This is a genomic window from Desulfatibacillum alkenivorans DSM 16219 (assembly GCF_900142135.1).
GTDB lineage: Bacteria > Desulfobacterota > Desulfobacteria > Desulfobacterales > Desulfatibacillaceae > Desulfatibacillum > Desulfatibacillum alkenivorans.
Genome location: NZ_FQZU01000020.1, coordinates 1 through 14,078, shown reverse-complemented (window position 1 = coordinate 14,078; position 14,078 = coordinate 1). Strand labels below are relative to the sequence as shown.

The 14,078-nt window shown below is 56.6% G+C and carries 10 protein-coding genes; 1 reads left to right on the top strand and 9 read right to left on the bottom strand.

From position 1 onward, the window contains the following. The first annotated feature begins 115 nt into the window (after nucleotides 1–115). Entirely contained in the window at nucleotides 116–2,104 is a 1,989-nt protein-coding gene (locus tag BUE18_RS15630; protein WP_073477137.1) for a choice-of-anchor Q domain-containing protein, read from the top strand. A 53-nt stretch (nucleotides 2,105–2,157) separates the two neighbouring features. Here BUE18_RS15630 and BUE18_RS15625 read toward each other — a convergent pair whose 3' ends face one another. The 9 genes from BUE18_RS15625 to BUE18_RS15575 form a co-directional block, all read right to left on the bottom strand. Next, nucleotides 2,158–3,861, bottom strand: a complete 1,704-nt coding sequence (locus tag BUE18_RS15625; protein ID WP_073477136.1) for a class I adenylate-forming enzyme family protein — start codon at nucleotides 3,859–3,861, stop codon at nucleotides 2,158–2,160. Between the two features lie 16 nt (nucleotides 3,862–3,877). Next, nucleotides 3,878–4,759 carry a MaoC family dehydratase gene (locus BUE18_RS15620; RefSeq protein ID WP_073477135.1) on the bottom strand — a complete coding sequence of 294 codons (882 nt, stop codon included), beginning with the start codon at nucleotides 4,757–4,759 and terminating at the stop codon, nucleotides 3,878–3,880. A 1,270-nt stretch (nucleotides 4,760–6,029) separates the two neighbouring features. After that, entirely contained in the window at nucleotides 6,030–7,091 is a 1,062-nt protein-coding gene (locus tag BUE18_RS15615; RefSeq protein ID WP_073477211.1) for an FAD:protein FMN transferase, read from the bottom strand. Between the two features lie 26 nt (nucleotides 7,092–7,117). Beyond that, nucleotides 7,118–7,963, bottom strand: coding sequence for an FAD/NAD(P)-binding protein (locus tag BUE18_RS15610; protein ID WP_073477134.1), 846 nt, complete (start codon nucleotides 7,961–7,963; stop codon nucleotides 7,118–7,120). A gap of 13 nt (nucleotides 7,964–7,976) precedes the next feature. Continuing rightward, nucleotides 7,977–9,032 carry a 4Fe-4S dicluster domain-containing protein gene (locus BUE18_RS15605; protein WP_073477133.1) on the bottom strand — a complete coding sequence of 352 codons (1,056 nt, stop codon included), beginning with the start codon at nucleotides 9,030–9,032 and terminating at the stop codon, nucleotides 7,977–7,979. Nucleotides 9,033–9,055: 23 nt separating this feature from the next. Continuing rightward, nucleotides 9,056–10,003, bottom strand: coding sequence for a 4Fe-4S dicluster domain-containing protein (locus tag BUE18_RS15600; protein ID WP_073477131.1), 948 nt, complete (start codon nucleotides 10,001–10,003; stop codon nucleotides 9,056–9,058). A gap of 1 nt (nucleotide 10,004) precedes the next feature. Beyond that, nucleotides 10,005–10,436 (bottom strand): hydrogenase iron-sulfur subunit, encoded by a 432-nt coding sequence (locus BUE18_RS28320; protein ID WP_015949771.1) that lies wholly within the window; start codon nucleotides 10,434–10,436, stop codon nucleotides 10,005–10,007. Between the two features lie 61 nt (nucleotides 10,437–10,497). Then, nucleotides 10,498–13,527: an FAD-dependent oxidoreductase gene (locus BUE18_RS15585; RefSeq protein ID WP_170868380.1), complete on the bottom strand. Its 3,030-nt coding sequence runs from the start codon at nucleotides 13,525–13,527 to the stop codon at nucleotides 10,498–10,500. Between the two features lie 289 nt (nucleotides 13,528–13,816). After that, nucleotides 13,817–14,078: ISAs1 family transposase (locus tag BUE18_RS15575; RefSeq protein ID WP_139264767.1), on the bottom strand; the 262-nt coding region annotated here is incomplete at its 5' end.

Sequence of the window (14,078 nt, the reverse complement as noted above, 5' to 3'; positions counted from 1 at the left end):
CTCAAAACCGGATAGAGGACAGGTCAGGCCGCAATCCAAGATTAACAAAGCATTTTGGCCTAAAATTCGCATGCTGTTTTATAAACTTCATTATCACCCCAGGACAGGAGATTACATGAAACGGTTCGGACGACTTTTTCTCATCATGTTGCTGCCAGGCATCCTTTTTCTTTGCGCCGTAAATGGTTATGCCGCCACAATCACGGTAACTAACGCCAACGACTCCGGGGCGGGGTCCTTGCGGCAGGCCATTGCCGACGCCGCCTCCGGCGATGTGATCACCTTTGACGCCGCCGCCTTTCCGGACGCTCAAACCGGCGTTATTCTTTTAAGCAGCGGCCAGCTGTCCATTGACAAAGCCTTGACCATTGACGGAGACGGGCGAGTGACCCTGGACGGGAACAACGCCTCCAGGGTGCTTTACATCTCCTACAGCACGGAAACCCATTTTGTCAGCGTCAGCCTGAAGGGCTTGCAGATCATCAACGGCAGCGCCGATTACGGCGCCGGGGTGTATTGTATGGAGCGCCTTACGGTGGAGGACTGCACCTTTTCCGGAAACCAGTCCTCCCTGGACGGCGGCGGACTGCATGTCTACTACGGCGTTGGCGCCGTCTCCAACTCCCTGTTTTCCAATAATCACGCCCTGGGCTCCTCCAACGGCGGGGGCATGGCTTTGTCCAACCAATGCACCTATACCGTCAACCAATGCACATTCACCGGAAATACGGCGAACGGAGGCGGGGGGATATACGCGGGCAGTTCCAACCTGATATTGACCAATTCCCTGTTGCAGGGCAATCAAAGCGGCGGCGGAGGCGGGGCGGTGAGAAGCTACGCCTCCACAACCAAAATCATCAATTCCACACTATCGGGCAACAGCAATTCCAATAACGTTTTTGCCAGCGCACTGCGAAACCATTTCAGCGAAATCCAAATTTACAACTCGACCATAACTGCGGGAGGCCAGGGCGTAGGCGCCATATCCAACCTCAGTTCCTCCTGCGCAATCACCAGCACGATTATCGCCGACAACGAGGGCGTTGACATCCATTGGGTGACAGGCGATATCCAGACCTATCCGGTTACGCTTTCCCATTCTCTGGTGGAAAGCGTGGACACCTACACGGTCACGGACGGCGTGAACGGAAATATTGTGGGCCATGCACCGGAACTGGCCGCCCTGGCCGAAAACGGCGGCCCCACTATGACGCACGCCCTGCTTTCCTCCAGCCCGGCCATTGACGCGGGTTTCAATGAGCTGTCCCTGGCCTGGGACCAGCGCGGCCAGGGGTACGCCCGCACCCTGGGGAGCGGTGCGGACATGGGCGCCTATGAGTTCGGAAACCAGCTTGTTGTCAAGGCGGCCGGTGCGGGCTCGGGAAGCCTTTCCACCAATCCCGCCGGAATATCCTTTTCCTATCCCGACTCCAATTCCACCGCCGGCGTGTTTCCCTCAGGCGTTGTCACCGCAACGGCTTCAGCCGACCCGTATTGCGTCGCATTCTGGGACAAAGGCCAGGCTCAGAACGGAGTCCTGACGGGAGACGGATCAAACGAAGCGTCCTGCTACATTCCTTCCATTGGCTTGGAGAAAACCATCACGGCGACCTTTGTTTTTGCCGACTCAGACAATGACGGCCTTTTTGACAAAGATGAAGACAAGGACAGGGACGGAGAGATCGATCCGGGCGAGACAGACCCCCATAACCCGGATTCGGACAATGACGGCGTCCAGGACGGTACGGAATTGGGGCTCACCCTGGACGATGTGGAAGCCTCCACGGACTTGGCGTTTTTTCAGCCGGACATGGACCCGGAAACCGCCACCAATCCCCTGGTTCAGGATTCCGATGGAGACGGCGTGGACGACGGCGCCGAGGACGCCAACCATAACGGCAGGATGGATCTGGGGGAAACCTCCGCAGCCAGAAAATCCGGGGACGTCAACGCAGACGGCATGCTTTCCATGGAGGACGCCGTCCTCGCCGTCCAGGATCTTGTGAATAAGCCGTATGCCGCTAAAGAACGCTACGCGGACGTAGACGGAGACGGCGCCGTCTCTCTTACGGAAGCTCTTTATGTGCTGCAAAGCCTGCAATAAAAAAAGGCCCGGCGGAAATTCCGCCGGGCTTCAATCCGCTGTAATTGAGAGAATCAGGCCTTGTCCCATCCGCCCTGAGCGCGAAGATCTTTGATCACTTCCAGGGCGTTGGCCTTCAAGGCCATTTTATCTACCTTGGCGGTGCGGGTGATGGGAAAGGGCTCGTCCTCAGGCCAGATGACCACGTGCTGGGGCCGTTTATACGAAGCGATTCCCTTGCAATGCTCCATGACCTCTTCCGCAACAAGATCCGTCCCCGGCTTGGGCTGGACAAAGGCCAGCAACCCCTCGTCAAACATTTCGTGGGGCGCGCCCACCACCTGGGCCGCGGCCACCTTGTCCAGTCGGGCGATGTGGTCCTCCACCTCGTCGGGAAATACGTTGTATCCCTTTTGCTTGACGATGAACTTCTTCCGGCCGGCCAGGCACAAGGCCCGGTATGATCCCTTGTCCTGGAAGAATCCCAGGTCGCCCGTGTACAAAATGCCTTCCCTGGAGACCGTCTTAGCGGTTTCTTCCGGCATGTTGTAGTATCCCGCAAAAACAATGGGCGGATGGTAGCAGATTTCACCCATTTCGCCGTCGGGAAGAGCCTCCCCGGCCGTTCCGTCCTCGTTCATGGACTTGCGAATGCTCACCTCGGCAAGGTCCGGAAAGGCCTGACCCACCTGTCCCGCCATTTCCTCAGGGGATATGCCCTTGGGCGTCATGGTGGCGAATCCGGCGTTTTCCGTCATGCCGATGCCCGTGTAAAAATCCGGCGCCATTTGCGCCAGTCTTTGCAAGAAAGGCAGGTCCGCCGCAGCGCCCGCGTACACCACCCGTTTCAGGCTGGAGAGGTCGTAATCGTCGTATCCCGGAACCGCCCAGACCATACGGAACTGAGTGGGAATCATGCCCATGAAATTCACTTTATGGGCCTGGACAGCGTCCAGGGTGGTCTTGGGATCGAAAATCATGAGGCAGACCGCGCAGCCGCCCAAGGCCAGGATGGTCATGAAGCATTCCGTCACGCAGGCCACATGGCTGGGGGGCAGATTGATCAAAATGCGGTTGTCATCGTCCAAAGAACAATTGACGCCCCGGGCCAGCACTTCGTTCTGCACGATGATGCACTCATGGGTGAGCAAGGCCGGCTTGGGCGCTCCCGTGGTGCCCGTGGTGAATATGATGAGGGTGGGCGTCAACGGAGTGACCGCCTGCCACGCCTCTTCCAGGGCCAGGGTTTGCTTGTTCGCCTCCACCAGGGCCGCGACGGCTTCGGGATCCAGCAACTGGGGCAGGGTTTTGGCGCCTTCCATAATCTCGTCGTCCCCAAAGCCGAGCGGGACCTGCACCAGATGGTTGATGGAAGGGCAATTGTCCAGGGCGGCCTTGGCGGCCGTGGTGAAGTCCCGCAACGGGGTCTTGCCCAGGATGAAAAATATGCAGGGATCGATTTTGCCAAGGTCCCGCACCACTTCCTGATCCTGCAAACGCACGTCCAAAGGCGCGCAAATGGCGCCGATGCGCGAGCAGGCGTACATCAGGGCCATATGCTCCGGACTCAGAAGCATCATGGCGGCCACACGGTCTCCGGCCTTCACACCCATGGCCAGCAATTGCAGAGCCAAAGCGTCAGACAGCTCCTTGAATTGGGCGTAAGTGACTTTTCGGCCCGTCTCGTGCTGGATCATCACCTCGGCTTCGGGCTTTTTTGCGGCCCAGTGATCCACATAGTCATTGAGAAGCGGCAAACGGATAAAATTTTCGCTCATGGCTCATCCCCCTTTGTCATTGGTTTTTGCAAACCATCAACCCGTTGCGAAGCGCCGGCTTTCCGGCCTCCCCCAGGACGTCAAAATAATAATTCATTCCATTGTCAGCGGCCTTTTTGTCCAGGAGCCGCACGGTTATTGTAGATCCCGGGAGAACCATCCCGGAAAATCGGCAGCCGATCTCCAGGACCTCTTCCGGCCAGGCCTCCCCGTCCATCTCCAGTAATTTGCTGATGGACAATGCCAGAGTCGCCGTCCCCTGGACGATAATCCCGGGCAGGCCCACGCTGGCAGCAAATGCAGGCGATGTGTGAATGGGAAAGACAATGTCGCTGCACCCGTCGTAGATATACGGCAGCACCTCGCTTGCAAAGACCTCGCCGGTTTGAAGGGGCGCCTGCTCCTTTGGACCGTCAAAATCCTTTGGAACGCCTTCCAGGCTGGCGCCCTGATCCTCGCATTCCACGCCCCGCAGCATGCCGCCGATATGCTCCGTGAACACGGGCTCGCCCTCTGCGTCCACCGCCTCATAGCGCATAATGATCCTGGTTCCCGCCCTGTGGGGCAGCATGGCGGCCACCACGCCGTAAATGGTCAAATCCAGGCCCGGAGTTATAGGCTTGTGCAGCCGAATGTGCTCGGTGTGATGCACTTGCATCAGGAGCGCCTCCTTGGGGAAGTCCGTGGCTTCCAGGTCTCCCCCCATGTTGGTGCACAAAGGCCAGGTGACCGCCACCGGAAACACCGGATGGGCGATGACTCCGCCCTCCCTGGAATCGTCCAGATAGCAGGGCAGGGCGTCCCCCAGGGCGGCGGCGTAGTTGGTCGTCTGACGCTGAGTGATGGCGGTTTTATAGGGCTTCAGTTTTGTTCCCGTGTACTTGGATGAAAGTTGCATGGCTCCTCGCTATAAAAAACAATGTTTCGTTCGTTTCAAAATATCGAAACATTGTTTCGATGTCAAGGCGGAAAGTACATGAACAACTCGTTTTTTCTTAGAGCAATGTAGCGTCAGGGCTTGCCCTGCAAAAGCGCGCCCTGCGCGCTTGAAATAGGCGCCCCAAGGGGCGAATCTACAATGCATATCCGGCTGCATCTTCAATAATGGAGATCGCTGGTTTAAGATTTGTAGTTGCAGGCCCCCGCGCCTGTCTGGTATGCGCCACGCGCATCCCAAGCGAAGTAATCCGTTCGGGCAGGCAATCGAGCAAAGTGCTACCCAACGGCTCTCCGTCCAGGGTAGCCTATGCAGTGCCATTGCGCTCGTTCCCATGGTCCCCGTGGGAATGCATACTGCGGCATCCACAACCATTGAAGATGAAGGCTTCGGAGGCATGCGTCAAAACCCAAAAAGCAAGGAGTATAGCAAGACTGTTCGCCCGCAGACTTAGAAGAATTCTAAAAACTCATGCTGCCTGGGAATAAAATATCAACTCTGTATGGGCAGCCTGATGGACCTTAAGCAACTCCCATATGCATTCCCACGCTGGAGCATGGGAACGAGGTCTTGACCCATGCCTTCCGCCCGCCGACCATCCTCAATTCCTTCTGTCTGTCCCGGCCGCGCCTTTCGGCCTGCCGGCCCCAGGCAAGAAACTGCCTTGCCTGGGCCGCCCATCTGAATGGGTGTAATAGTGGGACAGGGGGGGCGCCGCTACACTGGATTTTGATGCCGTGTAGGCTGTATAAAGAAGCCTCCGCCCATGATGTGTAGTTGCAGGCCCCCGCGCCTGCAAAGGGATGCGCCATGCGCATTCAAAACAAAGTAGAGTGTTCGGCAGGCAACCAGGCAGAATGCAGCCCAAGGTGCATCAATCGTCTTGGGTGGCCCAGGCAGCGCAGTTTGCTGCCTGGGTGCGTCAGTACACAAGGTGCGACCCTTCAAGCCACTTGAATTCCCAATCTTTTCTGCGGACGGATGCGTGGCGTGGAGACAAGGTTTTAAGCAGGCGTCCCCTTATTGGCTTGCCGGCTTTTGGCATTGCATGCCTGGGCTGGCCTCGATGGTGAATGATATTTTGGATAATTCCGTATTGGCTTGGGTGGGCGTTATCAATCCATCGAAACAAAAACCCCTGGATTTTTAAAATCCAGGGGTTTTTTAATTGGCATCTATGCAGGCGGGCGGGGCGATGACTGGTCAATCGCCTTTTACACGTCGCAGTATATTATGCGGCGCTGACCCAGCCTTTGGTGGCGGTCTTTTTATTGATCCTGCTGATGACGAGGGCTTCGCAATCGGGCAGGGATTCAATAAAACGGGTTCCCTTGTGGGAGCCCATGACAAACACCGCGGTGGACAAGGCGTCGGCTGTGGTCACGTCTTTGGCCCAGACCGAAGCGGAGGCCAACTCATGGGGGCTCATGCCGTCGGTGGGTTTGACGATGTGATGGTACAGTCTTTCCTTGTCAAAATAGATTTCGTAGTTGCCGGAGGTTGCGACGGCGCCGTTTTGCATGCGGATTTTATCCGCATAGGCGATGTCTTTATCCGGGTGGCGGACGGCCACGGTCCAGGCGCGGTCAGAGCCTTTCCCGCCGATGGCGCGGATATCGCCGCCCGCGTTGATGAGGGCGTGGGCGATGTTTTCCTGCTCCAGGGCTTTGGCGCCGGCGTCGATGACATAGCCTTTGGCGATGCCGTCCAGAGTAACGCCCATGCCGGGCTTCATGAGCCTGGCGGAGCGGCGCTGCACCAGTTTGCCGTCCTGGACGTCCAGTTGCAGCATGCCGCCGTCAACCAGGGCCACGGCGTCTTCAATAGCCTTGGTCGCGGGGACCTTGCCGGTCTTGCGATAGGTTTCCTGATACAGATCCACCACGGGTTTGACGGTCACGTCAAAGGTTCCGCCCGAAATCCTGTGGTAGTAATTTGCAGCCGTCAGCACCTGAGCCATTTCCTCGGGCATTCCGTCGATTTTGCCGTCGCGGTTGAGCGCGGCCACGGGGGATGCGGAGTCAAAGCGGTCCAGAAGTTTGGTCACCCGTTCCATTTCAGCGTAGGCCTTTTCAATGGCTGCGTCCGCCTGATCGACGGACGGATGCATGACCGTGATGGCCACCAGGGTTCCCATGGTGTTTTTGGTGCGCGTTACTTTATGCAGGCCTTTATCAAAGGCCAGTGCTTCGGAAACAGGCATAACCGTGGTTGCGGCTACTCCAACGCCGAGCATGCCGGAGATCTTCAGGAAATTCCGGCGGTCCACTTTCCTGTCAAAAGGTTCAAACATCACTTCCTCCCTGAAATGCCTTGGCATTAATACTCCTTGGGGATGCTGTTGAGCTCCTCAAGGGTGAATACAGGGCCGTCTTTGCAGACAAACTCTTTGCCGATATTGCAACGGCCGCACATGCCTATACCGCATTTCATTCTGTTTTCCAAGGACATGATGATATGATCGTGCTTATAGCCCAATTTATCCAGCACGGGCTGGGTGAATTTGATCATGATCGGAGGTCCGCACACGATGGCGAAGGTGTCGTCATCGCCCTTGGGGGCCTTTTCCTCGGTGATGGCCGGGACGAAGCCCACGTTGTACTTCCAGTCCGGATCGTCCGTGCCGTCCACGGTGATATGCATGTTGATGTCGTCCCGGGCTTCCCATTCGGCAAGTTCGTCGCGATACAGAAGCATGCCGGGCGACCGGGCGCCGTACACTACGTGGATGTCCCCGAACTTTTTCCGGTTTTCCGGATCCAGAAGCATGACGATGCTGGAGCGCAGGGTGGTGAAAGCAAAGCCGCCGCCGATGATGACGATGTTTTTGCCTTCCATGCGTTCCCAGGGATACCAGTTGCCCAAGGGGCCGCGGATGCCCATGATGTCGCCTTCCTTCATGTTATGAAGGGCGGAGGAGACGAGCCCCACCTTGTTGACGGTGAACATCACGTAGCCTTTTTCCGTGGGAGAGGAGGCGATTCCGATGGGGATTTCGCCTTTTCCGGTGACCGACAGTTCGCCGAACTGACCGGCCTTGTACTGGAATTTTGCCTCGTCTTCAGGATTCACGTAGACGAATTTAAATGTCTTAAGGTTTCTGTCCTCAGTCTCGATAGTGGCTTTGTCTATCCGGACCGGGATTGGCAGATATGGATTTTGCACCGTTAATCCCCCTTTATGCGCATTCTTTGCCGGGTTCAAACCGGTTCATCAGATCACAAACCCTGCGGATGTCTATGTTTACCGGGCACTGCTGGACGCATCTTCCGCATCCCACGCAGGCGATCCCGTTCTCGTACTTGTCCACATAGTACTTCAGCTTGTGCATAAAGCGCTGGCGCACCCTGGCCGTTTTGTTGGGCCTGGGGTTGTGGCCGGTGCCATGCAGGGTGAACAGGGCGGACATGCAGGTGTCCCAGTTGCGCATCCGGCAGCCGTCGGATCCCTGAACCTCATCCTGGATGTCGAAGCACCAGCATGTGGGGCAGAGATAGGTACAGGTGCCGCAGTTGATGCACGCAAAGGCTATGTCTTCCCAGAAATCCGCGTCGTAGAGTTCCGTGGTGACCTTGTCGCCCAGCTTGCCGGTTTCGATTTTGGACGTGATTTTTGCTTCCGCGGCCTTGGCGGCGTCGTCAATGGCGCCGGCTTCGGCGGATCCGTCCTGGTCGAAGCCCGCTTTGCCCACCAGGGCCTCGCCCTTTTCCGTCATCACTTTGGCCAGGTAGTAATCGCCCATGTCCGCCAGAAGCACGTCCGCGGAGGAATCGTCGAAAGGACCGGTTCCTGCGGTGGTGCAAAAGCAGGTGCTGCACGGGTTGTTGCAGGCCAGGGCGACGGTGGTGAGGGCGGCGCGGCGCTGCACCCACCAGGGATCCTGGTATTGGGGATTGTCGAAGTTGATGTTTACAAGGTCGATGGCCTTGACGTCGCAAGGCCTGATGCCCAGGATGGCCCGGGGGCTGTAATCCTTGGGGATTTCCTTGTTCACATGATGGTCGGGCTGGTTTTCATCCAGGGTGTACTCGAACATGGTCTCGCATTGGGGGTACACCACGGATTTGGGAGACAGACGCGTATTCACGTAGTCCAAATCCGGCATCTGGCCCTTTTCCAAGGGCGCGAAATTATGAAAAGCCCCCTGCTTGACCGGTCCGTACAGGCTGTAATCTCCGGAGAGTTTTTCAACGCCCGACTCCCAGTCTTTTTTGTCAATTTTAATGACACGCATATGCTTGCCCCTTATTATCGAATCTATTTGATAAACTCATCCGGGTCCTCTGGACGGTAAGTATCCAGCGGAGGACGTACGTCCAGGCTCATGCCGGCTTCCCAGTCAAAGAGTTCCTTACAGTCCTTTTCCAGTTTTTTGGTGAACTGGCGGACGGGAATGCCCACCGGGCAGGCCCGCTCGCAGGCGCCGCAGTCCGTGCAGCGGCCGGCGCAGTGGTAGGCCCTCAAAAAGTGGAATGTGCGGGTGTCCGTCTTGTCGACGCTTTTGCCGACCCACTGGGGCTGGCTTTCGTCCACAAAGCAGGTGGGACAGTAACACAAAGGACATGCATTTCGGCATGCATAGCAACGGATGCATCCGTCAAGCAACTGCTCGAAGTGGTTCCAACGGGCCTCGGGGTCCATGGCTTCCACCGCCTTGACGTCTGCGTAACGGTCTACATCGGTCTGTTCTTCCACCGGGTCGGCGATCACTTCATCGGAGATCACAGGATTCCTGTGAATGCAGATGGCGCAGTTGTCCTGGAGCATTTCCTGCTTGTCCAGAACTTCTTCGTACCCGTCGCCGGTTACCGTGATTTTACCGTCAGCTTCGGAAACGGAAAGGATTTCCTTGCCCACGGCAAGCCGGATCTTGCGGCGGTCGACCATGCCGGTGCAGGGAACGCCTATGATGTACAGCTGCTCCCTGGTGATTTGGTTTTCCACAATATGCGTGACGATGTTGCGGGAGTCGCATCCCTTCGCCACCACGCCAATTTTCTCCTTGCGCTTCGGCAAGTAGTTGGCCAGGTTCACCCCGCAACTGGAATCCCAGACAAGAGCGTCAACCTTGGCCGCATCCTTGACAAAACACGGCTCATTGATCAAAGGCATGGTTCCTTTCCTGAACCCAATGACCATGTCCACCGTGCCGTCATCAAGGAGTTTTTTGGCAATCCCCCTGATTTTCTCAGCATATTCTGACATCTCAGGCTACCTCAACCTTTTCCTTGATGAAATGTTTCGCTGGGCCTAGGGCGCGAACTTCCTCGGTGACGCGGGTGACCACGTCAACGAATTTTGTGGATTCCGCAGAGGAGATCCAGGAAAAATGAATTCTTCCGGGCTCAATCCCCATGTGCTCCAGCAGGTTTGTAAAAAGGGCGAATTTCCGACGTGCATAAAAATTACCTTCCAGGTAATGGCATTCACCCGGATGTCACCCGGACACCCAGACGGCGTCCGCCCCTTTTCTAAAAGCTGCCAGCGCAAACTTCGGGCTCATTCTACCAGTGCACGGAATGCGAACCACACGGATGTTAGCTGGATATTGCATCCGGCTGACACCGGCCAAGTCCGCCGCACCGTAGCTGCACCAGTTGCATAAAAAAGCTACGATTTTGGGTTCCCAATCGGCCATGCGTTATCTCCTTTTAAGTCTGTATAAGTCGGGGCCTAAGCCCCGACCATAATATAAGTTGCTATAATGCGTCAATCATCGCGAGAATTTGATTGTTATCAAATCCGTTCAAGTGTATGGCCCCGCTTCTGCAGGAAGCCACGCACAGGCCGCAGCCTTTGCAAAGAACGGGATTGATGCTCGCCTTGCCCGCAAAAGGCCCTTCCGTGGTGAAGGAAGGCGCGGAATACGGGCACAGCGACACGCACACCCCGCACTCGCTGCAATTGGCGGGCGAAGTGACGGCCACGGTGCCGCTGGTGAAAATTTTCTCCCTGGCCAGCAGGGTCACGGCGCGGGACGCGGCCGCCTGGGCCTGGGCTACGGACTCGTCAATGGGCTTGGGATAGTGGGCCAGGCCGCACAGGAAAACGCCGTCCGTGGCGAACTCCGAAGGCCCTAGCTTGGCGTGGCGCTCCACGTAATATCCCGAGTCATTGAGCGGGACCTTGTAAAATTGAGCCATCTTGCTGTTGTCAGGAGGCGTGATGGCCGTTGCCAGCGTCAAGGCGTCCAAGGGGATTTCCACGGTTTGCTGCAACACGTGGTCCTTGACCTGAACCGTCAAATTCCCATCGTTTACGCTAACTATGGGCTTGTTGTCAACGCTGTATCTGATAAACAGCACTCCGGCTTCCCGGGCTTTCTTGTACAAAAGCTCTCTTTCGCCGTATGTGCGGATGTCCCGGTACAGGATGTAAACGTTGGCGTCCGGGTTTCTTTCCTTCAGGGCGATGGCGCTGTCCACGGAGTGGGTGCAGCACACGCGGCTGCAGTACGGACGCCCGGGCTCGCGGGAGCCGACGCACTGGATGAAAGCCGCGGATTGGATTTTGTCCAGGGCCGGGTCGTTCTCCTTGAACAGCTTGTCCATTTCCAGGCTGGTCCTGACCCGCTCGTCCTGTCCGTACAGGTATTCGGTGGGTTTGGATTCATCCGCGCCGGTGGCCACCACAGCCACGCCGTATTCCAGGGTGGTTTCCTTGTCCTTGCCCTTGAGGGTGGAAGTGAAGTTGCCCACAAAGCCGTCCACGCTGGCCAGTTCGGTTTCCATGTAGACGGTGATGTTCTCGTTATCTTCCACTTCCTTGATCATCTTGGCCACATTTTCCTGAATGTCCTCGCCCTTCCAGGTTTTGTGCAGGGCCAGAGCCTTGCCGCCCAGTTGGGAGGACTTTTCAATCAAATGCGTGGGATAGCCTTGCTTGGCCAGGCCCAGGGCCGCCGCCATGCCGGCCACGCCGCCGCCGATGACCAGTCCGTTGGGGTTGACCGAAAGCTCGGCCTCGGCCAGGGGGGCGATGAGCGCGGCCTTTTGCACGGCCATGCGCACCAGGTCCCTGGCTTTTTCCGTGGCCAGGTCGGGCGTTGCTTTATGAACCCAGGAATCGTGATTCCTGATATTGGTCATTTCAAACAGGTATTTGTTCAAACCTGCGTTGATCAGGGTCTCCTGGAACAGGGGTTCGTGGGTCTTGGGCGTACAGGCCGCCACCACGATCCGGTTCAGGTTTTTTTCCTTGATCAGTTCCGCCATGCCGTCCTGGGTGTCCTGGGAGCAGGAGTACAGGTTCTCGGAGGCGTATTCCACAAAAGGCAATGTCTTGGCGTATTCCACCACCGAGGGCACGTCCACGACGCCGGCGATGTTGATGCCGCACTTGCAGACGAACACGCCGATCCTGGGCGGCTCGCCCTTGATGGCCTTTTCCTCGATTTTTTCCTTGGACTTGATGCAGGTGTTCCTGGCGGAAGCCAGCACCTGACCGGCGCAGGAAGCCGCCGCGCTGGAGTCCACAACCGCCTGGGGAATGTCCTTGGGGCCTGCAAAGGCGCCGCAGACGTAAATGCCTTCCCGGGAAGTGGCCACCGGGCTGAAGCTGTCCGTATCGGCGAACCGGTTGGCGCCCAGAGTCACATCCAGCTTGCCGGCCAGTTCCACCAGCTCCGGAGAGATGTCCAGGCCCACGGAAAGGACGACCATGTGGAATTTTTCCACTTCGATCTTGCCGTCCTCCGTCACATACCGCATTTCCAGATCCTTGGTTTCAGGATCCTCCGTGATGGTATGAACCCGGCTTCTCACAAAACGGACTCCCGCCTTGTTGCGGGCGTTGTCGTAGAAGGTTTCAAAATCCTTTCCATGGGTTCTCATGTCCATGAAAAAGATCGAGGCTTCCAGGCTGTCCCCCTGGTGCTCCTTGGCGATGACCGCCTCCTTGATGGCGTACATGCAGCACACGGCGGAGCAGTATGGGTTGTCGCACTTGTTCATGTCGCGGGAGCCGATGCACTGGAGCCACGCGATTTTGGTGGGCTCTTCCCCGTCGGAAGGCCTGGTCACATGGCCGTGCGTGGGGCCGGAGGCCGAAAGAATGCGCTCGAATTCCAGGGAAGTGACCACATTCTTGTACTCGGAGTACTTGTAAGAGTCCAGGCCCTGGGGATCAAAGGGCTTGAAGCCGGGGGCCAGAACCACGGAACCAACTTCCAGGGTTACCTGCTCAGGCTTTTGGTCATAACGAATGGCCCCTGCAGGACACACCTTTTCGCAGTTTCCGCATTTATCCTTTTGGAGTTTGATGCAGTATCTGTCGTCAATGGCGTATTTTAGAGGCACCGCCTGGGCGTATTCCACGTAAATGGCCTTACGTTTGGATAGCCCCGTATTGTAGTCGTCAGGAATCTTTTTGGGGCATTTTTCAGCGCATGCGCCGCAACCCACGCAAAGATCCTGATCCACATACCGCGGCTGCTTGGTGAGGTTGACGGAAAAATTTCCAACCTCGCCGGAAATGCTTTCAATTTCGGTTTTTGTCAACAATTCGATGTTCAGATGCCGGCCGACCTCGACCAGTTTGGGCGAGATAATTCACATCGCGCAATCGTTCGTGGGAAAGGTCTTATCCAACTGAGCCATCACACCGCCGATGGACGGCCCTTTCTCCACCAGGTACACGTAATACCCGGACTCGGCAAGGTCGAGGGCCGACTGCATGCCGGCTATACCCCCGCCCACTACCATTACTGAACCAATGACGTCTTTAGGCATGGATACTCTCTCCTTAAAGATGATCTATTAAAAGGTATGTTCATATGGAAGACGGAAAACACGCAGCCTGACGCCCGGCCCGGAACCGGGGGCGCCGAATCGTTCGCAGGCCCCTCCCTCATGCCGCCAACCGCTTGTAAACACTCAATGTTTTGCATTGATTAAAAATCGTCTCCAGGATTTCTTGCAAAACGTAGGAAAAGTTACAGATTAGCAATACGATTGTCAACGAAAATCAGGGCCAACGCAAGTAAAGAATCCGCGTGTGGCGTTTCGTGTTCAGTGAATTTTACGAAAACACAACCTCTTGTAAATACTCAACGTCCATTGCCGCATTCAGCCTCTTGGTTTTTATACTTCCTTTAAAGGATTTGTCTTTTTTCAGCAAATTCAGGGCGATATGTCTTAGCGCCGCCAAGTTTTCAGGGGCGTGCCCAGCCCTGATCCGGCTTTCATCCTCCCGGAATGCAATGTCCAGGACCCAATGGACCGAATTTTCTATGCCCCAATGATTGCGAACGGCCTCCCCAAATTTCTTGGCGTCACACCCC